Genomic DNA, 20,757 nt, shown 5'->3' on the forward strand with positions numbered 1-20,757 from the left:
GCGATGATTTTTTATTCAAAAACATGAACAAAGAAATCCTTGAGGGGATATATTATGAATATAGATAATAGGTTTTAAAAAAATGTTGCTCGCTATGGCGATAACGGAGATGCGGATAGTGGGAATAAATTTATAGCCCCGCTGTCAAATATATGATGTGTAAATTTTAGACCGTTTGGAATATCATTTCATCATGAAAACATTTGTCATTATTTTTATCGCCGACGAATAAAAGAACAGTCTCTCGTTAAACATGTTTTTTTACAAGGTGATTTCTTAAGATATTGATATTGACATTGTGGGCTTAATACTATAAAAATAAGTTGAACAGGTAGGGTAAGGTTATTTAAGCTAAACCAACTTTTATAGAGGTATTTAATATGGAAATTGAAGCAAACACCTATGATACTCCCAAACATAATAACGAGAATGATATAGATGATCTCGAGTTGGAAATCGTAGAGGATCAGCCTGTTATTTCGGCTCGTCCCATCCGCCATATCCGTCAGATAAAGCAATTTTAACCGTTTATTTTATTAAAGATTTAAGTGAAGAGGTAAATAGATGGCCTCTTCACTTATCCGACCGAAAGCTGCATGGAGGCTGCTTATGAGAAGCTTAAGGTTCGAACACCCTTTATTGAATTTCTTTTCTCCTGCAAATTTGGTTAAGCTTCATTCACATATTGCTAAACACGAAACATCAGTAGCGGAATTGCCTTATGAACCGATAAATGCGCCTCATAAAATGCGGCCGCTGCATCTCAGCACCGTTTTCGATCCGACACTGCTTGATGATAATTTGCTTTTTGAGCTATTCGAAAACATGTCCAATGAAGCTGAACGGGCTATTAGCGGTTTCTTACGTGTATACATTGACGGTATGTTAAGCCCGAAGCACGAAAATAACTTACTCTATACTCTTCCCAAAAAAGATGAGAGTTTTAAAGATTACCTAACCCGCGCCACGGAGGGGCATAAGGCCAGTATTGTAATAAATGGTGCTGAGCAATGGTCTGAGACGCTCGCTCGTCTAGCGGTACGTATTTCCAAACCCATTTTAGAGGCTCAAGGAGCAACGCGTAGCACTGTCGAGGCGACCTTATTTATGGGTAATTATGGTTATACGCCGTTTGGTATTCATATTGATGATCCTTTCACTTCGGTCATTCATTGTCATTGTGGACCTGCAGTCAAAACTATGACGCTATTTAGCATTGAGGAATTTCATAAGATAAATGGTCCAAGGAAAAATTGCTTTGATCCCTCTTCCTTAATCCCCTTAGGGCAAACATTCTCTATAAAACAAGGTGATATATTTCTGCTACCTTCCCACTATTACCATGTCGGTCACACCGATGGGTTTTCCATAGGAATCGCGATAGCGATTTCAAAATATCCTGGACCCTCTACAGCACAGCAAATTTTGCAACATGCTATTGTTGAAAATGATTTTTTCGGCAGCATAGATCAGCTTATCGATCGTGCTGAAAATCTCGATTTGTCTCTGGCTACCTGGCTGCGCACGGCAAGCATGAAGCAAGATGCCAAGGCAACGAGCCAGGCACGGTTGCGTTATTCGCCCAGGGGTTTTCACGATCAGAACATGATATCGAAAGACGCTTTATGGTTGCCTAATCCCGATTTTCCCATGACTTTTCTTGGGCAAGTTAGGCATAATATTATTTTTGTGCGCGGCCATCAAATACATTTGAAAAAGTCCTCCCTGACGGATGATTTGGTGGAAAAAATCCCGGATCGTCCTTTTAGTATCAAAGATTTATATAAAATTATGAAAAAAAGAATTTCCCTTTCTGCTATTGAAAATTTAATTAGTCATCTCGTTTACCTAGGGGGACTCGTCCCCGCTGAAAAAAATGAAAATCGCTTGGGATAAAATGCATCTTGGCGAGATTTATAGTGAGTAATTTTATGGAAATAAATGAAAATTGGGCGACTTGCTTAGTCACTGCGTCATGCCGACTCAACTCAATGGCCTATTTACCTAACATGCTGCCCGGTTATAAGAATGTGTATTTTTCTCTCACCAAAATGTTCACAAAATTTAGCGCGGTAAACCTGCCCCGTGCTCGTGCCTGGGTAGGAAGAGGCGAGCTGTATACCATTACAGATGACCTGATAAAACTTGCGCCCCAAAAAAACTTTGAGTTGGAGCAACGTTTGGCTTGCGCGTCGGGAGCTGAAAAATTTTGCGTGACGTTGAATGGTCTTTCGGCATGGTGCACGGATTTTGCGCTGCAAATGCAATCCCAAATGATGGAACCGCTTTTTCGCGCCTTGGGTAAAGCGCCGCAATGTGGCGCGGACTTCTATAGTTTTTTCGGCAATTACGGGTATACCCCTTTCGGGGTGCACGATGACACCGATCATTCTTTGCTTTGGCATTTGGGACCGGCGCCCAAAACAGCCTATATTTGGCCGCGCGCCGCCTATATCAATCTTACTCATGGCACCTTGGCAACCACTGACTATCAAAAACTTTTGCCATATGCTTGTCGGATTGACTTAAAAGCCGGGGATTTGTTATTCATTCCTCAAGGCGATTTTCATATTTTGGAAACGCAGAAATTCTCAGCCACGCTAGGGCTAACGCTATTTCCTGACGATCCGGCGCTAGAATGCCTGGAAGGTGCGCGCTTATTAATATCCAGCGGCAAGACGTTATCCTCCATGGGTTCTGCCGTATTGACATTAGAACAGCTCAGTAAATTACGACGGCTTGCACTGCAAAGTAATGGTCATATTATCACTAAACCTCAGCTTGGCGGCCTATCCGACATTAAGCTAAATAATGCTGAGTTGCAGCGTTCCAAACTGCGCGTTCATCCATTTTGGCCATTACGCCATATGTCGTTAGCCGATCGTGAAGTGTTATTAGTCCGTAGCCGGGTGATGCTGGCGCAAGCAAACCCGCTGTTCAGCTATCTCAGTGAGGCATTGGCCGCGGGTCATCCCGTAAGTTTTGCTTACTTAACCCAACGGTCACCAGGAAAGATTACGACAGAAATGATCACTAAAGTAGTACGAAAAATAGCAAGCCTAGGAGGAGTCGTCATTGAACCAATCTAAACGCCCTGCGCACGTTCTGTTGCAATCGGTATGGAAATGCAGCACCGCCAGACTTGCATCACTGCAAATCGCCTCCCCGCGCCCGATTTCCCTTAATGAGCCCACCGACCGAGTCGCACCCTATATTTGGGCTAGCGTCAAGGCTTGCGCCCCAGGCAGCACTCTTGTCATTGTGCTGGCGACTCTGTTAGGCGCTATATGCAATATCGGCCAATCGTATTTTTTAGGGCAAATCACGGAAGTGGGGATGCTTGATGAGCGACGACAAGTGGTATTGCAACTTTTCTATCTTATCAGCCTTTGGCTGGCCGCGCCGTTGTTACACGTGGTGCAAAACCTCGCCGTGCTTTATTCCAGTCAAAATTTACGAATTGGCGTCACCGATCACCTGAGTGCCCGATTAATGTATGCTCGACCGCAACAATTAGCGAACAATACGGTAGGTAATCTCGTTGAACGTATCGAATTGGTTTCGGTCAGTTTATCAGAGATAGTATGTACGTTGGCCGATACCGCGATCAAACTAATAGCAGTAGCGATATTGGCCAGCCTGGTGTTGACCAGCGCCTCGTGGCCTATTGCGCTGTTGGCCGCTGCCTGGATGATGTCGGCCTTTATGTTATCCAGCTATTTGGCTTATTCAGGTATGAGCATTGCTGAAGATGCAAGTGACGCCCATGCGCAGGTCATGGCTAATCTCAATGAAATAGTGACCAACATACCGTTGATCCGAAGTTTTGTTGCCCATAAAACTGAAAGACATCGATTTAATCATTCGCTGCGCGCAGATTTGCTTGCCTGCCGCAAAGTACGTAGTTATTGGCTGTTTGTGCTGCTTATCGAAACGTCCTACAAATGGTTGTTCGGTATAGGCATAATAACTTATGCCTCGTTCCAGTACAGCACCGGTAGCCTGACGATACCCCAGTTGGTGACTATTGGGTCATTGATCATTATTCTTTCTTGGCATTTCGAATCGGTAGCATTTCACTTTGTCAATCTATTCGATTCACTGGGTATTTTACGCGCAGGCATGCGGGAGCTTTCATCAATTCCCGTTGATTTGCCGAGTGGAAATAAACTGCCGACATTACCTGAACCGGGTAAGATTATGCTGCGCAATGTGAGCGTAGGTCATCAGGGAATAACAGTACTAAAGGAGATCAGCCTTTGCATTGAACCAGGCAGCAGAGTGGGAATCGTGGGTCCGTCGGGATCGGGTAAATCGACGTTATTGGCGGTGCTGCGAGGCGATTTGCAACCTGATCAGGGCACCGTCGAACTTCATGGTCTGCCTTTATCAACATGCCAATCCTCACTTTTCGCAACTTTATGTAGTGAAGCGCTACAAAATGCCTTGATGTTTAATCGCTCTGTTTTAGACAATATTAATTATGGTCAGGATCCATGCCATACTCAAAAGATTATGCAGACAGCCTCAATCGCGCAAGTCAATCGTCTCATAAATAATCTTCCCCACGGCCTGGACACGATTATTGGAGAGCGTGGCGCGGTACTTTCCACGGGTGAACGTCAACGAATCAATATTGCACGGGCGCTGTTAAAAAGCTGCCCATTACTTATTTTTGATGAGGCAACATCTTCAGTGGATGCTATTTCTGAAGCCAGAATCATCGATTACCTTATTCATCGACGTGATAGCACTGTGTTGGTTGTAAGCCATCGAATAGCCAGCATGCGCAATTTTGACCAGATTGTATTGCTCGATCAGGGCCGAATCGTAGATATAGGACGATTTGATGAATTGTTAGCCCGCAACGAATTATTTCAAGCATTAATGCAACATAATGAAAATGTTGAAAATATCTATAATTAAGCGATTCCGAGTTGCAGGAAGATGGTAAGCGCGAGAGCCCCATTGGGCGTAGTAATGCAGCTAACGTACCCGCAACGTGAAGGATGACGGGTATATAACGCTAAATGCCAAACTTATCCCAGCTGAAAGGTCAGGAAGAATTGGAGTTATTAAAATGCGAATAGACCTCATCGAGCAATATCAAATACACCCGCATATCGCATATTTGGCCTTAGCCGACGGGCGGGTAGAAATCAGTTTGCCTCTAAGTTCCAAGCGGCTTAGGGTCGCATCCAATATCGCTTTTATTATTAAAGGGTTTTCTCCTACATTGATTCAAGCAAAAGAAGCGTTTATTCATCCATTGGGATTGCAAGTATTCGCAACGTTAGTCAAATATATGTTTATACTGCCTGCTGACGAGATTGGGTTTTTGAGCAGCGGTGTGAGCGTTGCTGTGAAATACCCAGCTGGCTGTCCTATGGATTTTTACGGTATAGATGATCTTATTGAAAGGGACGTTGTTTTATTGCATGCCCCGTTGTCAACATCAATCACCACCGATTTATCGGTTGCAGGCGGGGGGCGTAGGGTGAGAAGCCATCTGGCGCAGATGTTAGCCCATCCTAATGGCTTAAAGAGCCGACCGGGAGTCCTGTTAGATGCTGATTTTGGCGAGAGTTTGGCGCTGAAACAATTACGCTTGTTCGATTTAGGCGACATTGTTTTTCAACCCACTAAAGATAATGTCGACACCGTCGGCAAGCGAGTATCCTACCTGATCCAGAAAATTACGTCTCAGGGAGCGTATCCCGTGATATTAGGAGGCGACCATACATTGGCTTACTACAGTATCCAAGCGTTGTCGCACAATTATCCTAAACTAGGGGTAATGCAATTTGATGCACATTCAGATCTTTACTCGGTCGGTGCAGCTTGCGATGAGCAGTTGAATCATGCAAATGTTATGCATTGGGTAAGGCGTATGCAACATGTCCAAAGTTTGTGGCAGATCGGCATACGGGATGTATTTCATCAACCAACAGAAGGTTTTACATTGCAAAAAGCGCCGCGTATTCAAACGTTATCTGCCTATGAAGCGGAAACGGCTGGATATGCGCGGATGTACGCGGCATTGAATCCAAACGTACCTTGGTTTATAAGCTTTGATGTGGATGTCCTGGCTGGCAGTGAACCTCCTGACACAGCAACTCCCGTTCTCGGCGGATTGAATTTTTACTCCATTTTGTCCTGTTTCGAATATCTCTTTAGCCATTATCGCATCATTGGCATGGAGTTTGTCGAGATCGGCGATGCGGCTCAGGGGGCCCATGGTGCTTCAGCCGTTGTGGCGCGTTTAATCAGCCGCTTTTTATTCAGTCTTCGTCAAACAACGGCTATCGGACAAAATCTTTACATTCCAGGCGATAATGTAAATTCATTTTCTTGACAGTCTGACTGCCATTTTTGGCGTATGTGTCGACATCCCTTCGAGCGTTAAGCGTTAAAAGAAACCGCCCCCCAGCGGGGGACGTTCGCCATTCAGCGCGTAGGCGCCCACGACCTGCAATTTATAATCCAGCGGATTGTGCCCCAGCAGGGTTCTGATATTGCGCCAATGCCGGTCGAAATTGAACGCGCGGCTGGTGGCGGAACCGCCGCCGGTGTCGAAAATGCCGGTGGCGGCGGCCTGCGCAAGCTCACCGATGACCGCTTGTGCCTGGGCGGTGGCGAGAGCCGATTCCAGTAACAGCCGATCGGTGTCGGGGCTGTGTTGCACAATGCCGTTAAACGCCACATCAAGACGTCCGGCGGCGGCATCCAGGAGCACGTCGACAGCCAATGACCGGGCGGAAATCAGGCCGACGTTGCGCTGGATAAACATATCGTCCACCGCCCGGTCGACATGGCCATGGGTGATGGGCCGGGCGGCTTCCCGCACATAGGCAACGGCGTCGGACAGGACATTGCGAACGATGCCTGCTTGGCAGGCGGCAAGATAGATCTGACGAAAGGTGGCGGCGTGGCGTCCGGCATGGTCCGTGGGTTCCGGGCTATCCCGCCACTGGATTTCTTCCGCCGCGACGGCTACCTGTTCCAGGATGATACTGCCGCTTGATGTCAGTCTCTGCCCCATGCCGTCCCAATCGTCCTGTATCAGGACCCCGAGGCGATTGGCCTCTATTTCCACGGCGGCGGGCCTGCAGTTTTCATCCACGGCGCTGATAAACAGACGATCGGCAAAGGCCGCTCCCGTGGCATAATATTTATGTCCGTCGAGACGATAGCCCGCGCCCTGGCGCGTCAGCCGGGTGCGGATTTCGCCGGGGCGCGCCGTGCCAAGCTCCGTATGCGCGCCGCCGTAGAGATCGCCTCGCAATATCGACGTTAGATAGGGTTGCAGGCGCTCGGGCGGCGCCAGCAACAGGGTTTCGACGAAATTGAAATGCGAGCGCAACGCGTGGGCCACGTTGGAATCGCCGGCGGCAAGCCGGCTTACGGCCGACAAGGTCTCGCGTACCGATGCTCCCGGCCCGCCCAGTGCGATGGGTATCCTCAGCGTGCCGATCCGGGCGGCCCGAATCAGTGAAAACGCCTCATGAGGCAGGATGCGCTCGCGGTCCCGTCTGGCGGCCTCCTTGCCGATACTGGCCGCGATGTCCTCCACCTGTAAAAGCATGGCATCCAGACGGGCGGCGGGCCGGTTGCCGCGGGTAAATTCCTTGAAGGTGCTGGTTGAATCCACTGGCTTTCTCCTGAACGATCCATTCGTGAACACGGTTTTTTTTGCGTTTCATCCCGCCCGGAGCACAAGAGGCCGGACGCTGGGCTGTGGCTGATAACGCAGGTCGAGTACCTCGTCCAGCGATAACCGCCGCGCCGTCGAGCCGATGCGGTATTGCAGGTCGAGCGCCCGTTCCAGGCCGGGAATGTCGATTTGTCCGTCGAAATGGAAAAGCGGCCATTCATTCTTGATGGAGTTACGTGCGATATCGATGTCCACACCGTACAGTTTTTGGTAAAAAGAGAGCCACTCATCCGGATTATCCAGGGCGTAATGGGCGGTTTGCCGTATAACTTCAAGGACATCCCGCAGCAAAGCGGGCTCACGTTCAATAAAGTCCTGACCGGCGATTTGTATGCTCCACTGGATGGACGGAACGTCGGCCAGTTTTTGCGGTGCGCCCCAGGAACGGGCGACGCCGCTGCGTTCGCCGAGCGAAAGATAGGGCTCCCCTGACAGCAGGCCCGCAATCTCGCCGGCTTTCAGCAACTCAAGCTGCCTGTCCATGTCCCCGCCCAGATACCTGAACGTCACATCCTGATCAGGATCGACGCCGTTTTGTTCCAGAATATCGCGCAGATACCAGTAACCGCAGCTGCCGCGGGATAATGCCGCGACGGTTTTACCCTTGAAGTCGTCCCAGTGAGTGATATCGGCACGGGCGATAAGGAAAAACGCCAGCCCGCGGTCCAGCGAACTGCCGACGATGCGAATGCGTTTACCCTCGCCGATAGCCGTCAGGCCCGGCGGCGTGCCGACTTCGCCGATATGCACTTCGCCGCTCTCGACGGCGGCGGCCATTTCCGGTCCGCCGTAGACTTCCTTGATGGTCAAATCAATGCCTTCCCGGGCAAAAAAGCCGGCCTGGGCGCCGAAGCGGCTTAACACCGCGGCATGGCGGGTAACTGAACCATAAATAACAGAACGTGACATAGTCTCTCTCCAGGTAAAAAAACACGGTTATTTACTGAACGGGTGGCGGCGGGTCGATGGCCATGGCGCCGTTGATTATTCGGTCCTCGCTGAAGTCCTCCAGGGGGATGCGGTCGGTAATGCGTCCGCCGGCGACGGTGATAATGCGGTGGCTGATGCCCATGATTTCCGGCATTTCCGAGGAGATAACCAGCACCGCCAGTCCTTGCTCGGCCAGGGCGGCTATCAGGGTATGGATTTCCGCTTTGGCGCCGACATCGATTCCTCGGGTGGGTTCATCCAGGATAAGCAGGCGCGGGGATAGCGAGAGCCAGCGGGCGATCACCACCTTTTGCTGATTACCGCCGCTCAATGTGGCGGTTTCCTGCCCCGGTCCGGCGGCGCTGATCCGTAATGTCTTGCGATAGGACTCGTAAATGGCGGTTTCGGTGGCGCGCCGGATAAACCCGAAGCGGGAGAGCTTATCCAACTGAGCGAGCATGATATTGTCCCGTGCCCCGAGGGCGGGAATCAGTCCTTGTCGTTTTCGGTCTTCCGGCACCAGCGCCATGCCGAGTCGGATGGCATCGCGACTGTGACGGATGTCCTGTAAATGACCTTGCCAGAATACCCGGCCGGAGGATTTTGCCAGCATGCCGAACAGAGATTCCGCGATCTCGGAACGGCCGGAGCCTATCAGGCCGTACAGCCCGACCACTTCGCCGGTACGTACGGAAAAGCTGACGTTATCGACCCGGCCGGGGATGCTGAGATTTTCCACCCGCAGGATTTCCGTGCCCGGCGTCGATTTGGCGCGGACAAAAAAATGGCTGAGGGGACGGCCGATCATAAGCCGGGTTACCTCATGTTCATGGGTCTGGGCCGTTTCAAGTACGCCGGTCACCGCACCGTCGCGCAGCAGGGTAATTCGCTCGGTAATGGCGAAAATCTCGCGCATTTTATGCGAGATATAGACCGTGCTGACCCCCTGTTTTTTCAGGCGGCCGATAGTGGCGAACAACCGGTCGGCTTCCTGGTGGGTCAGCGAGGCCGTCGGTTCGTCAAAGATCACGATGGAGGATTCAAAGGCGAGGGCCCGGGCTATCTCCACCTGTTGCTGTTGCGCCACCGACAGGGCGCCCACCAAGGTGTCGGCCTCGATGTCGCAGCCAAGCAGCGCTAAGACCCGGCGGGCATTGGCGAACAGCGCCGGCCAGTCGACACGTGAAAATGAACGCAATGGCAGCGCGCCAAGATAGATATTCTCGGCCACCGTTAATTCCGGCACTACCGATAGCTCCTGATGCACCAGCAGAATACCCTGCCTTTTCGCCGACAGGGGATTGTCCAGGAGGACCGTTTCGCCACGCAGGCTGATACTCCCCTGGTCGGGCTGGTAGATGCCGGCCAGGATTTTCATCAGCGTGGATTTACCGGCGCCGTTCTCGCCGCAGACCCCATGGATCTCGCCGTAGCGCAGATCAAAATCCGCCGCGTCCAGCGCGCGCACTCCGGGGAAATGTTTGGTTATTCCACGGGCCTGCAGGATACAGTGCCGTCCGGTCTGGCTGATGGCAGGGCCGCTGATGTTCGGATGAGACTGCGGCCTCGGCGGAATATAGGACCCGTCGCTCATGTTCGGTTTACCTGTTTATGGTTTTCAGCGGCGGGTTCCCCATGAACCGCGCCGCATAATTTACGGTTCAATAGGTCGGGCGCGGCGTCTGGTCGATGTTTTTCAAGGTGTAGGCCGGGGTGTCGTAATATTGCTCTTTGGCTACCTGCTGCCCTTCAGCCACTTCGATGGCGGTTTTCAGGGCGAGGCGTGAAGCATCATTGGGCTGCATCAGCACTGAGCCATAGAAATAGCCGCCTTTCTTGATTTCTTCGTATCCTTCGAGCTGCGAGGCGCCGGAGGTGATTTTGATGTGATCCGGTTTAATGCGGCCGGCCTGGACCGCGGCTTTGATGGCGGTAAGGGCGCCCAGCGCCATATCATCGTCATTGGCGCATACCCCGTCGATTTTATTGCCGAACCGGGTAATGAACGCTTCCATGATGGATTGGGCCTTCTCACGTTTGAAGTTGGCCGGTTGCGCGTCCAGCAGCGTCACTCCCGGATTTTCGGACAGGGCTTTGCGGCAGCCTTTCTCACGCAAATCGCCGGATTCGGTGCCGGGGGTGCCGCTGATGATAACGATATTGGCTTTGTCGCCCAGTTGGTCAATCAGCATTTTTCCCGACAGATAACCGGTTTTGAAATGATCCGGACCGGTCCAGGCGGTGACATATTGTGCGCCGGAGGGGGCGACGCGCCCGTTTGACAGCACCACGGGAATCCCGGCGGCGTGGGCCTCTCCAAGGGATGAAACGATGGCCTGGTTGTTCAGGGGCAGGGCAATGACCGTATCGACGCTCTGGGCCACCAGATCGCGGATATCATTGCTTTGTTTCAATACATCCGCCTGAGAATCCAGCACGATGGTTTTGACGCCCAGTTCCTTGGCATAATCACGGAAACTCTGCTCATAGGCCGCGCTCCAGGGGTCAAGCAAAGGAAACGACAGGCCGATAACTACCTGATCGAGCGGCTTCTTAAGCGGTTGCCGCAGCCAGTCGGGCTGGTCCGCCGCCATGGCGATAGACGCTGATGCCGTCATGAGCGCCGCGGCCAGGGCAAGGAGGTTAAAGGGTTTCATCAAACTCTCCTGATTTTTTAGAGGGGGTGGGTTTTAGCGCAATAAAAGGTTTACCCGAGTGTTTATCGAGCACTAAGGCAATCAGCAACGCGAGACCGATGGCGATAAGCACATAGTGGGCGGAAAGATGGATAAGGTTCAGCCCGTTACGCAAGACGGCAAGCAATAGCACGCCCGCCAGGGAGTTCAATATGTTGCCGCTGCCGCCGGTAAGCCTGGTGCCTCCCAGCGCCACGGCGGCGATGGCCCAACCCTCGTATCCCTGCCCATATGTGGGCACCGCGGCGCCCATATTGGCGGAGATGGCCAGGCCGCATAACGCCGCCAGAAAGCCTGATACCATAAAATTGACGATGACATGGCGGCGGACGCCGATGCCGGCGTTCACCGCCGCATGGCGATTACCGCCGATGGCGTAGGCGTCCCGTCCGTGGCGGGTATTTGACATCACCCAGTGGGAGACCGCGATCAGCACGAAAAACACGATGCTAATCAGGTGCAGCGTGCCGATACGCAGATTGCCGATGCCGGTGAAGGTGGTATTGACCGCGATAACGGACTCTTCGCCGACTATCGCGAACGTCAGCCCCTTGAGGCCGATCATGGCCGCCAGCGTCACGATCAGGGAATTGATGCCGAGCCGTTCAATGATAAGACCATTGATGAAACCGCAGAGTACGCCGGCGGCCAGCCCCGCCAGTACGGCCAGCGGCAGCCCGAGCACTGGTTGCAGCACGACGCAAAGTCCCGCGCACAGGCCCACCAGCGAGCCGACCGATAAATCGATATGGCCGCTGATGATGATAAGCGTCATCCCGATCGCCAGGAAACCGAAAAAGGATGCCTGGAGCAGGACATTGGTAATATTGAACCAAGACAGAAAATGCGGGCTTTGAAGGGCGAAAAAAACGATGGCGGCCAGGAGCGACAGCCAGACGGGATGGTGCGCTAACAACACCGGCAGCCGGCGGATGGCGGTAAGCCAGGTTCGTGTGTTCAACGCTGCGCCGGTAAAGGATGTGCTATTCACTGGAATATCCTCTTGCGCTTGGCGGCCAGCTCGACCCAGACGGCGGAGATAATCACTCCCCAGGTAATGAGCCATTGGATGTAATAGGGCAGGCCGAGCAACAGCAGGCCGTTTTGCATGAACGACAGCAGGACGACCCCCGCCAGAGTGCCGATAATGGTACCCGCGCCGCCCAGGAAGCTGGTGCCGCCTAAAATGGCGGCGGAAATCACCTCGAATTCATAGCCGGTGCCGATATTGGTTTGGGCGCCCATGACCCGGCTGGAAATGATCAGGGCCGAGACGGAGGTGGTTAATCCCCCCAGCAGGTAGGCGAGGGCGACCGTTCGGTGGGTATTGATGCCGGAAAACGCCGCCGCCGTTTCATTGCCGCCGATGGCAAAAATCTTTCTGCCGAACGCCGTCATATGCAGCAACAGGCCCGTCAGGACGGTGAGCAGGAAAAATATCAACACCGGCACCGGCACGCCCAGCAGGTAACCGCGGCCGAAAAAGGCAAACCAGGTGGCTTCGGGATGGGCGACATAGACATCCGCGCCCCCGCTGTAGACCAACGTCACCCCTTGCAACAACGACATCATGGCCAGGGTGGCAATCAGCGGGTTCAGCCCGAGATAACCCACTATCAGGCCGTTTACCAGGCCGACGCCGCCGCCGATAGCCAGCGCCGCCGCCACGGCGGCGACCGGGCCGAAATGCTCATGCACATCAACGGTCACAAAGCTCGCCAGCGATAACAGCGAGCCGATGGAAAGGTCAATGCGGCCGGCTATCAAGACAAAGGTGGCGCCCAGGGCCATAACCCCGACAATGGACGATTGGCGCAACACCTGCGCGATATTGTCCGAATCAAGCAAGGCGGGCGTGATGGCGGCAATAACGCCCAGTACGATGACAAAGACCGGCAGCACGCCGAACCGCCCGAAGAGGTTCCGGATCCCGGCGCCGGTTTTCGGTATGGGGCCCGATACCGGTCTGATCATTTCATTGCTCATGGGTTTTCACCGAAGAGCCGCCGCCGGCCATGACCGCGATATCCCCCGGCAGTGTCCCGTTGAGATAAAAATCGCCCACATAAAATTGCCGCCAGCGTACCGGATCGTGAAGGGAATGAGTGCGAACATTGCGCCACAGCCGGTCCAGTCCGCGGTGTTCATCATTCACCCGCGAGACCCGGAAATGCGCAATGTCGTTGGCAAGGGCCGGCGACAATTCATAGGCCACGCTTTTCGCCTCATCGGTGGCGATAAAAGCTCCGTATGCCTCTGTTACCGACGGGGCGTTGGACGCTGGCGCTATTTCCCTCGTCGAAGGGGCGTCAATCGCCGGCGGTTCATCCGCCGGAGAGCCGGCCAAATGCCCTGTTCTGTATGCCGAAGGCGCGTCATGTCCCAGGACCGCATCCACCCGGCGCGCCGCGCGCCTGACCAGAGTTTTGGCGGCGCTGACCCGAACCGCATATTCACCGAGGCGGGCCAGGTCATTATCATTCAGCCGGCCATGGTCCCCCAGAATCCCGGCGGCGGCCCGTAAGGCCCCGCTGGCCGAGCCGGTTTCGATGGCCGCGTGAATCAACTGGTTGCCGGCAAACTGCGCGATGAGAATGGCGGGATCGCCGCGCCCACGGTCCACCACCTGGGATGCCGGCACCCAGACATCGTTGATAAGCGTGGTTCCGCTGAAAGTGCCGCGCTGGCCGAACGCATCCCAGTCGGCCAGGATATCCAGCCCGGGGTTGCCGCGCTCGATATAGGCCGTGAGGATGCGTCCGTCGGTCGCTTTACCGAATACCGGTACCCATTGTGCGGTCAGGGCGCCGGTGGAAAAATACTTGCGGCCGTTCAGGCGAAAGCCTTTGCCCTCGGCAATGATAGTGGTGGCGATATCCCTACGTGAAGGCCTGCCCGGTTCCGCCAGCGCATTGCCGAACCGGGCGCCGCTCAGGAGCTGGTCATAAAAAAAGGCGCGGGTGCCGTGCTCGGCCACCAGCAGCGTATCGACAAAATCAAAATGATTTTGCGGGATCTGGGCTAAGGCCGTATCCACTTCGGCCAGGATCAGGAATACCTCGATCAACGTTTCGGTGGCAACCCCCGCCCCGCCGAATTCCCGCGGCACGGTGATGGCCAGCAGTCCCGAGCGGGACAGCGCATCAAGCTCCGCCACCGGTACGCGGCGTTGCGCATCGATCTCCGCCGCGCTGCGGGACCAGACATCCGCCAGCGCCCTGGCCGCTTCCAGGGCTTGCGCCGCCGAGGAGATGATCTGCACGGAGTCCGTCATAGCGCCACCTCCCAGCGTCCGTCGCCGTCCCGGGGCTGGCCGGGCAGCGGCGCGTCGGCGAAAACGCTGGCCGGACGCGGTAAGCCGTAATGATCGCGCAGCGTAGTACCGGTATACTCGCGGCGAAACAGTCCGCGTTTTTGCAGCTCGGGTACCACCAGATCAACAAAGGCTTCCAGGCCCGAAGGGAATACGTCGCACATGATATTAAATCCATCTGCCGCCCTTTCGTTGACCCAATGCTCCATGGTGTCGGCAATTTGCTGCGGGCTGCCGACCACCAGCCGGTGCGCACCGCCGCCGCGGGCGATGATGTCTCGTACCGTTAGCGACCGGTTGCGGGCCAGGGACAGGGTGGCCTCCACAAAACCCCGGGTGCCCATATAATTATTTATTGTCGTTAAAAGATGTTCCGGAACCGGCCGGTCCAGATCCAGTTCTGCTGCGTTCAGGCCCAGTTGTCCGGCGAAACGCGCCAGCAGGTTGTCTTCCCCGGCCAGCTTATCCAGCGTCTTGCGCCGTTGCCGGGCCTCCGCTTCGCTGGCCGCCACGATCACAAACAGCCCCGGCAGGATGCTGATGCTGTCCGGATCGCGGCCATAGGCCGCCGCCCGGCGCTTGACATCGGCGTAATAGGCTTTTGCCTCCCCCAGATCCTGCTGCACGCTGAAGACGGCCTCGGCATAACGCGCCGCCAGATCCCGCCCCTGTTCCGAGCTGCCCGCCTGTACCAGCAAAGGCCGGCCCTGCGGTGAACGGGGAATTTGCAATGGACCGGTCACCGAGAAATACGCCTGGTTGTGGTCGATGGCGTGGATTTTGGCGGGATCGGCGAAGTGTCCCGCGGCGCGATCCAGAATCAACGCGTCATCCTCCCAGCTGTCCCACAGCGCTTGCACGACATCCACGAACTCCGCCGCCCGGGCATAGCGATCCGCGTGTTTGGGCAGGTTACGCTCGCCAAAATTGCCGGCGGCGCGTTCGTCATAGGTAGTCACGACATTCCAGCCGACGCGGCCATGGGAGACATGGTCAAGGGACGAGAAGGTCCGCGCGATATTGTAAGGATGCGAGAAGGTCGTCGAGGCGGTGGCGATAAACCCGATACGCCGCGTCACCGCCGCCATGCCCGCCACAATCACCGCCGGATCGAGCGCCCAGCTTGGACTGGCCTTCGGATCGAAGGCAATGGCCAGCGCGTCGGCCAGGAACACCGCATCAAGCAGTCCCCGTTCGGCGATTTTGGCTATCTGCTGATAGTGTTCAATCTGGATATAGCCCAGGGGGTTGCCCAAAGGCGAGCGCCAACTGGCCCCGTGGGAGCCGGAGCTTAATATATTCACGTTGATATGCATCTGCTTGTTACTCATGAGTCTTTCCCTGTTGGCGGTTGACGACCCGGTCGCGGCCGATAACTTCGGCCGGACGGCGTGGCGGATGGGCTATGCCATGGGCGGTAAAGTCGCGCCAGAACACATCAAATCCATAACGCTGGCTGGTGGCGCCGGCGCCGAGGAGTTCCAGCGTGCCGTTGATTATTGAGCGGCCCGCCAGGGTGGCATACAAACGCGCCGCCGCTATGGCGTCCCGGGCGTCGCGCAAAGAGCCCTCCCCAGCCTCCGATACTGTTTCCCGGCCATCGCGCGCCAGGCTGTCGCCGCCGTCCAGACCGGTATGGATCAAGCCATCGCCGGCTTCCGTCAGCAAACCTTCCAGGGCATGCAAGGTGGCGACATATTCGCCGTACCGCCTGACCAGGTGGGGGTCGTCCGTGGCCTTGGCGAGACCCTGGCCCTGCCAGGGCCGGGTACGGGTGGTGAGATAAAGATGCGCGGCGGCGGAAAACCCCTGCAAAATGCCGAAATCCAGAGCGGCATGCAGCAGTTCTTCCACCAGGGCGGCGCGTTCCAGCGCGGGATGCCAACGTTTGGCATCCACCGGCTGGAACGAGGTCAATAACCTTGCCGGCGACAGGACGGTTTCGGTAATCCTGAAGCCGTCGCGCTCAAAAATGGGCTCTCCGACCAGGATCGGAGCGCGGCTATCAAAAGAGGCGATATAACCGCCTTTCCCGGCATCCCGATCTCCTATCAGCAGGATTGTCGCCCCATCCGGCCGCGGGCCGGTCCGGAAACGTTGCCGGCCCCGGATTTCAAGATAGTCTCCGGTGAGCGAGGCGGTCAATGCATTCCCGTATAACGGCCCATTGCCATCAGGCAACGATGCCGCGCCAACGGGCAGCGGAGCGTCACCGGGCGGGGAGGGCCACGACCATCCCGCGATTTGCCGGTTATCGGGCAAGGACAATCCCAGTACCCGGGATGCGATAATGTCATTGATTCGGCTTAAGGCCGCCGCCGGATGGGTCTGGGCGGTTTTCGCCACCTCGTGCGCCGCACCGGGGATATCGAGTCCCGGCGCGGTATGGACCGCCTGCGAAAGCGCCGGCGGCGCGCCGGCTAGTTGGGGTTGTTTCATCATGCGTTCCTCGCGGCCTGGCCGGGAATGGATGCCAGCAGTAACCGCGTATAGTCGTGTTGCGGATGGGTGAAAATCGCGTCGATATGACCGGTCTCCACAATGCGTCCTCCTTTCATGACGGCAACCTGGTCGGCCATTTGCCTGACCACCGCCAAATCATGGGTAATGAACAAATAACTCAGGCCATGGGTTTCCTGCAGGCCGGCCAGCAAATCCAGGATCTGCGCCTGGATAGTGACATCCAGGGCCGAAACGGGTTCGTCGCAAATCAGCAATGCCGGTTCCGGCGCCAGCGCCCGGGCAATGGCCACCCGCTGCAACTGGCCGCCGGAAAGCTCCGCCGGGTAACGGCCGAGCAGGTTTTGCGGCAGGCTGACCTGTTCCGTCAATTCCCTGATCCGCCTGAGCCGGCGGGTTTTATCACCCAGTCCGAAACCGATAAGCGGTTCGCCGATAAGGTCGGCAACCGTAAACCGGGGATCAAACGATGAGAACGGATTTTGATAAATGGGCTGTACCAGGCGGCGCATTCGGCGCAAGCCTGGTTGATCCAAACGGTGTATCTCGATGCCTTCGAACAGCACGCTGCCGCTATCCGGCGCGATCAGGCCGAGCGCAATGCGGGCGCTGGTTGATTTCCCCGAACCGGACTCCCCCACGACCGCCAGCGTTTTACCGCGGGGCACATCCAGGCTGACGTCTATCACCGCCCGCACGCTTTCCTCTTCCGCCGCGCCGTTGGTTGCCGGAAAGGTATGTGAAACATGGCGGATGGAGAGCAGCGGTCCGCCGTCGGCCGGCGCTTCTTCCAGCCGGGGCGGGGCGGGGCGGCGGCGGGTCGCCAGACCGGGCGCATTGGCCAGCAGTTGCCGGGTATAGTCGTGTTCCGGCCGTGTCAGGATCTGCCTGGTGGGGCCTTGTTCGACAATTTTGCCTTCCTTTAACACAATGATGCGATCGGCCCGATCCGCCGCGACCCCCAAATCGTGGGTGATAAGCAGCATGGCCATACCGGTGGACGTCACCAGCGCATCGATATCGTCCAGGATGGCTTTTTGCACCGTGACATCCAGCGCCGTGGTCGGTTCGTCGGCCACGATCAGTTTGGGTTCCGGCCCTATGGCCGCCGCAATCAACACCCTTTGCCGCATACCGCCGGACAGCTCATGGGGAAATTGGCGGGCCCGGACCGGCGCGTTGGAAATATGTACCCGGCCAAGCAACGAGGCGACTTTGGCGCCGATAGTACGTTTGTCGAACAGCCGATGGATAATCAACGGCTCCGCCACCTGCCTGCCGATGCGGTGCAGCGGGTTCAACGCCATCATGGGATCCTGGGGTATCCAACCGGCATCCCGGCCGCGAAAGCGATTGGATGCCTTTTCCCCCAACTTCTCCAATTGATGACCGGCGATAACGACGGAGCCGCGGGTGATGGCCGCCGACTCCGGCAGCATGCCCAGTGCGGATAACGCGATGGTGCTTTTGCCCGATCCCGATTCCCCCACCAGGGCAACCACCTCGCCCGGATTCACCTCGAAAGACACGCCGCGCACCGCCGTAAAGACACCACCGCGCGTCCGATAGTCGATATACAGGTCATGTATGCGCAATGGCACGGTCGGTAATGCCTCAACCGATGCATCCGGCGCTGCCGATGTGTCGGCCGGTTGCTGTGATGTCAGGGTCATGTGTTTATCACCTTGCGTCCCGCCAATGCCTGGGCCACACGATTGGCGGCCAATACCGTTATCAGGATGACCAGGCCGGGCAACGCGGTCAGCCACCAGGCCGTGGTCATATAATCGCGGCCGCCTGCCACAAGCTGCCCCCACTCGGGAGTGGGCGGCGGCGGGCCGAATCCCAGGAAACTCAATGCGGAAACGCTCAGAATGGCCCAGCCCAGCTCAAGGGTGGCCAGCACGATAACCGGGCCCAGCGCATTGGGAATAATATGTTTGGCCAGTATCCGGCCCTGGCTGATACCGGCGAATAAGGCCGCTTCCACGTAGGCGGTCGAGCGGATGCCCAGCACCTTGGATCGGCTGAGCCGGGCGAATCCGGCGATACTGCCGATACCGACCGCGATAGCGATGTTCACCATGCCGAATCCCAGCGCGTTGATGATAGCCAGCGAAATCAGGAGCATGGGGACCGACAGCAGAACATCCATCAGGCGCATCAGAATATCGTCCACCCAACGGCCGACGTATCCGGCCAGCAAACCGATGGCGCATCCCACGGCCATGCCGACGCCGACCGCCAGCACCACCGCCTGTAGGGATTGGCGGGTGCCGTAAACCACCCGCGCGAACAGATCGCGCCCCATATTATCGGTCCCGAAAAGGTGCGTCAGGCCGGGAGGCCTGAGCCGCGCGCCGCCCTGGCCGCGGATGGGGTTAAAGGCGGTCAACAGGTCGGGAAACAGCGCCGCGAAACACACCGCCGCCAAGACCAGGATCGCCACAATCAAACCGGGCTGGGTGATGAGAATCCGCCCCAGCGCCGAACCGCTGAATCGGGAAGGCGCGGGCCGTTCTTCGATAAATGGCGGGGTAGCCGCCGTTAGCCGGTCGGAGGTCTCCGACAAAGAAACATTGCTCATAGCGTAGGGCCCATGACTTTCGGCCTGCGTACGCCGATTTCAATACGCGGGTCGATAAACGGATAAAGAATGTCCACCAGCAAATTGACGGTCACGAACACCGTCGCGGCGAACAGTACGGCCACCAGCACAATGGGCGTGTCCTGGAACAGGACCGCTTTCACCGTGAGCAGGCCGATACCCGAACGGGAAAATACGGTTTCCACCACCACCGAGCCGGCAATCAGATTGCCGGTGGTCATGCCCAGGGCGGTGATCACCGGGATGATGGCATTACGCAACGCATGGCCCAGCAACCGGCGCAGCCGGCCGGCGCCATGGCCTTTCGCCGTGACGATATAAGGAGACGCCAGGATATCGTTAAGGCTTTGAAACAGAATTTGGGCGATCAGCGCGGCGGTGGGTATGGCCAGTACCGTTGACGGCAGCACCAGACTGGCTAATCCGTCATTGCCCATACCCGGCAGCAGCTTGAGCTGAAAGGAGAAAACCTGCAGCAAAATGAGACCGATCCAGAACGACGGTATGGATACGCCCACCACCGGCAGCCATGACAAGAGCCCGCGCAGGGCGGACGAGCGGGTATAGGCGCCCAGCAAGGCGACGCCGATGCCCAGCGCGAGCCCTATCAGCAGCGCGAGTCCGGCCAGCTTGAGCGTCTCGGGAATGCCCGCGGCGAACATGTGCAGCGCATCCTGTCCGGTTTGTACCGACACACCGAATTTACCCCGCACGGCGTCCCGCAAAGCGCTGAGATATTGTTGCCACACCGGGCGATCCAGGCCCATGTAGGCCCGCATTTTCGCCAGGGCCTCCACGGAAAAACCGCTGCCGCCGCCCAGATTCATTTTACTGAGCGCGGCATCGCCCGGCAGAACGTACAACAGCAGGAACGCGGCGGTAAAGGTCGCCCAGAGCACGCCGATGGCGTGCGCCAACCGTTTCAGGATAAAGCGCGTCATGGTGATTCACTCCTGGTTATCGCAACGTTTCAATGGCGTACGATGTACTCTGCCGGTATCCGGTCCCGTCTGGCTGACGCCGGGCGGGTTTTACG

The 20,757-nt window shown here is 56.0% G+C and carries 17 protein-coding genes; 5 read left to right on the plus strand and 12 right to left on the minus strand.

Going from position 1 to position 20,757, the window contains the following annotated elements; all coding sequences use genetic code 11:
* Positions 1-380 precede the first annotated feature (380 nt).
* The 5 genes from HB631_RS00490 to HB631_RS00510 all read left to right on the plus strand — a co-directional run bounded on the left by HB631_RS00490 (position 381) and on the right by HB631_RS00510 (position 6,355).
* Complete coding sequence (locus tag HB631_RS00490; protein WP_213989200.1) at positions 381-524, plus strand: hypothetical protein; 144 nt, start codon at positions 381-383, stop codon at positions 522-524.
* Between the two features lie 85 nt (positions 525-609).
* Positions 610-1,896, plus strand: coding sequence for a hypothetical protein (locus HB631_RS00495; RefSeq protein WP_213989201.1), 1,287 nt, complete (start codon positions 610-612; stop codon positions 1,894-1,896).
* Between the two features lie 35 nt (positions 1,897-1,931).
* Positions 1,932-3,089, plus strand: coding sequence for a hypothetical protein (locus tag HB631_RS00500; protein ID WP_213989202.1), 1,158 nt, complete (start codon positions 1,932-1,934; stop codon positions 3,087-3,089).
* Complete coding sequence (locus HB631_RS00505) at positions 3,076-4,926, plus strand: ABC transporter ATP-binding protein (protein ID WP_213989203.1); 1,851 nt, start codon at positions 3,076-3,078, stop codon at positions 4,924-4,926. The genes HB631_RS00500 and HB631_RS00505 overlap by 14 nt, the downstream gene beginning before the upstream one ends.
* Before the next feature lie 154 nt (positions 4,927-5,080).
* Positions 5,081-6,355, plus strand: coding sequence for an arginase family protein (locus tag HB631_RS00510; protein WP_218626907.1), 1,275 nt, complete (start codon positions 5,081-5,083; stop codon positions 6,353-6,355).
* Between the two features lie 54 nt (positions 6,356-6,409).
* Here HB631_RS00510 and HB631_RS27245 read toward each other — a convergent pair whose 3' ends face one another.
* From HB631_RS27245 to HB631_RS00570, 12 genes are all read right to left on the minus strand, one after another.
* The gene (locus HB631_RS27245) at positions 6,410-7,651 is read right to left on the minus strand and encodes a hypothetical protein (protein WP_213989204.1); all 1,242 of its coding nucleotides are present in this window, start codon (positions 7,649-7,651) and stop codon (positions 6,410-6,412) included.
* A gap of 48 nt (positions 7,652-7,699) precedes the next feature.
* Positions 7,700-8,623, minus strand: a complete 924-nt coding sequence (locus tag HB631_RS00520; protein ID WP_213989205.1) for an ABC transporter substrate-binding protein — start codon at positions 8,621-8,623, stop codon at positions 7,700-7,702.
* A 31-nt stretch (positions 8,624-8,654) separates the two neighbouring features.
* The gene (locus HB631_RS00525) at positions 8,655-10,238 is read right to left on the minus strand and encodes a sugar ABC transporter ATP-binding protein (protein WP_213989206.1); all 1,584 of its coding nucleotides are present in this window, start codon (positions 10,236-10,238) and stop codon (positions 8,655-8,657) included.
* A 67-nt stretch (positions 10,239-10,305) separates the two neighbouring features.
* Positions 10,306-11,301: a sugar ABC transporter substrate-binding protein gene (locus HB631_RS00530; protein ID WP_213989207.1), complete on the minus strand. Its 996-nt coding sequence runs from the start codon at positions 11,299-11,301 to the stop codon at positions 10,306-10,308.
* Complete coding sequence (locus HB631_RS00535; RefSeq protein ID WP_213989208.1) at positions 11,288-12,331, minus strand: ABC transporter permease; 1,044 nt, start codon at positions 12,329-12,331, stop codon at positions 11,288-11,290. The genes HB631_RS00530 and HB631_RS00535 overlap by 14 nt, the downstream gene beginning before the upstream one ends.
* Positions 12,328-13,326 carry an ABC transporter permease gene (locus tag HB631_RS00540; RefSeq protein WP_213989209.1) on the minus strand — a complete coding sequence of 333 codons (999 nt, stop codon included), beginning with the start codon at positions 13,324-13,326 and terminating at the stop codon, positions 12,328-12,330. The genes HB631_RS00535 and HB631_RS00540 overlap by 4 nt, the downstream gene beginning before the upstream one ends.
* Positions 13,316-14,614 (minus strand): acyl-CoA dehydrogenase family protein, encoded by a 1,299-nt coding sequence (locus HB631_RS00545; RefSeq protein WP_213989210.1) that lies wholly within the window; start codon positions 14,612-14,614, stop codon positions 13,316-13,318. The genes HB631_RS00540 and HB631_RS00545 overlap by 11 nt, the downstream gene beginning before the upstream one ends.
* Positions 14,611-15,984 carry an LLM class flavin-dependent oxidoreductase gene (locus HB631_RS00550; RefSeq protein WP_213989211.1) on the minus strand — a complete coding sequence of 458 codons (1,374 nt, stop codon included), beginning with the start codon at positions 15,982-15,984 and terminating at the stop codon, positions 14,611-14,613. The genes HB631_RS00545 and HB631_RS00550 overlap by 4 nt, the downstream gene beginning before the upstream one ends.
* On the minus strand, positions 15,977-17,095 hold the full coding sequence (locus tag HB631_RS00555; protein WP_213989212.1) for a hypothetical protein: 1,119 nt from the start codon (positions 17,093-17,095) through the stop codon (positions 15,977-15,979). The genes HB631_RS00550 and HB631_RS00555 overlap by 8 nt, the downstream gene beginning before the upstream one ends.
* Complete coding sequence (locus HB631_RS00560) at positions 17,092-18,786, minus strand: ABC transporter ATP-binding protein (RefSeq protein ID WP_213989213.1); 1,695 nt, start codon at positions 18,784-18,786, stop codon at positions 17,092-17,094. The genes HB631_RS00555 and HB631_RS00560 overlap by 4 nt, the downstream gene beginning before the upstream one ends.
* The gene (locus HB631_RS00565) at positions 18,783-19,700 is read right to left on the minus strand and encodes an ABC transporter permease (RefSeq protein ID WP_213989214.1); all 918 of its coding nucleotides are present in this window, start codon (positions 19,698-19,700) and stop codon (positions 18,783-18,785) included. Before HB631_RS00565 ends, HB631_RS00560 begins: the two co-directional genes overlap by 4 nt.
* Entirely contained in the window at positions 19,697-20,662 is a 966-nt protein-coding gene (locus HB631_RS00570) for an ABC transporter permease (RefSeq protein WP_213989215.1), read from the minus strand. Before HB631_RS00570 ends, HB631_RS00565 begins: the two co-directional genes overlap by 4 nt.
* Positions 20,663-20,757 lie beyond the last annotated feature (95 nt).

Origin of the sequence: Sodalis sp. dw_96 (genome assembly GCF_018449575.1) — a bacterium.
Taxonomy (GTDB): domain Bacteria; phylum Pseudomonadota; class Gammaproteobacteria; order Enterobacterales; family Enterobacteriaceae; genus Acerihabitans.

Coding starts and splice junctions, on each gene's coding strand:
- HB631_RS00490 (WP_213989200.1), top strand. CDS start 381: ATGGAAATTGAAGCAAACACCTATGATACTCCCAAACATAATAACGAG.
- HB631_RS00495 (WP_213989201.1), top strand. CDS start 610: ATGAGAAGCTTAAGGTTCGAACACCCTTTATTGAATTTCTTTTCTCCT.
- HB631_RS00500 (WP_213989202.1), top strand. CDS start 1,932: ATGGAAATAAATGAAAATTGGGCGACTTGCTTAGTCACTGCGTCATGC.
- HB631_RS00510 (WP_218626907.1), top strand. CDS start 5,081: ATGCGAATAGACCTCATCGAGCAATATCAAATACACCCGCATATCGCA.
- HB631_RS00520 (WP_213989205.1), bottom strand. CDS start 8,623: ATGTCACGTTCTGTTATTTATGGTTCAGTTACCCGCCATGCCGCGGTG.
- HB631_RS00525 (WP_213989206.1), bottom strand. CDS start 10,238: ATGAGCGACGGGTCCTATATTCCGCCGAGGCCGCAGTCTCATCCGAAC.
- HB631_RS00530 (WP_213989207.1), bottom strand. CDS start 11,301: ATGAAACCCTTTAACCTCCTTGCCCTGGCCGCGGCGCTCATGACGGCA.
- HB631_RS00540 (WP_213989209.1), bottom strand. CDS start 13,326: ATGAGCAATGAAATGATCAGACCGGTATCGGGCCCCATACCGAAAACC.
- HB631_RS00545 (WP_213989210.1), bottom strand. CDS start 14,614: ATGACGGACTCCGTGCAGATCATCTCCTCGGCGGCGCAAGCCCTGGAA.
- HB631_RS00550 (WP_213989211.1), bottom strand. CDS start 15,984: ATGAGTAACAAGCAGATGCATATCAACGTGAATATATTAAGCTCCGGC.
- HB631_RS00555 (WP_213989212.1), bottom strand. CDS start 17,095: ATGATGAAACAACCCCAACTAGCCGGCGCGCCGCCGGCGCTTTCGCAG.
- HB631_RS00560 (WP_213989213.1), bottom strand. CDS start 18,786: ATGACCCTGACATCACAGCAACCGGCCGACACATCGGCAGCGCCGGAT.
- HB631_RS00565 (WP_213989214.1), bottom strand. CDS start 19,700: ATGAGCAATGTTTCTTTGTCGGAGACCTCCGACCGGCTAACGGCGGCT.
- HB631_RS00570 (WP_213989215.1), bottom strand. CDS start 20,662: ATGACGCGCTTTATCCTGAAACGGTTGGCGCACGCCATCGGCGTGCTC.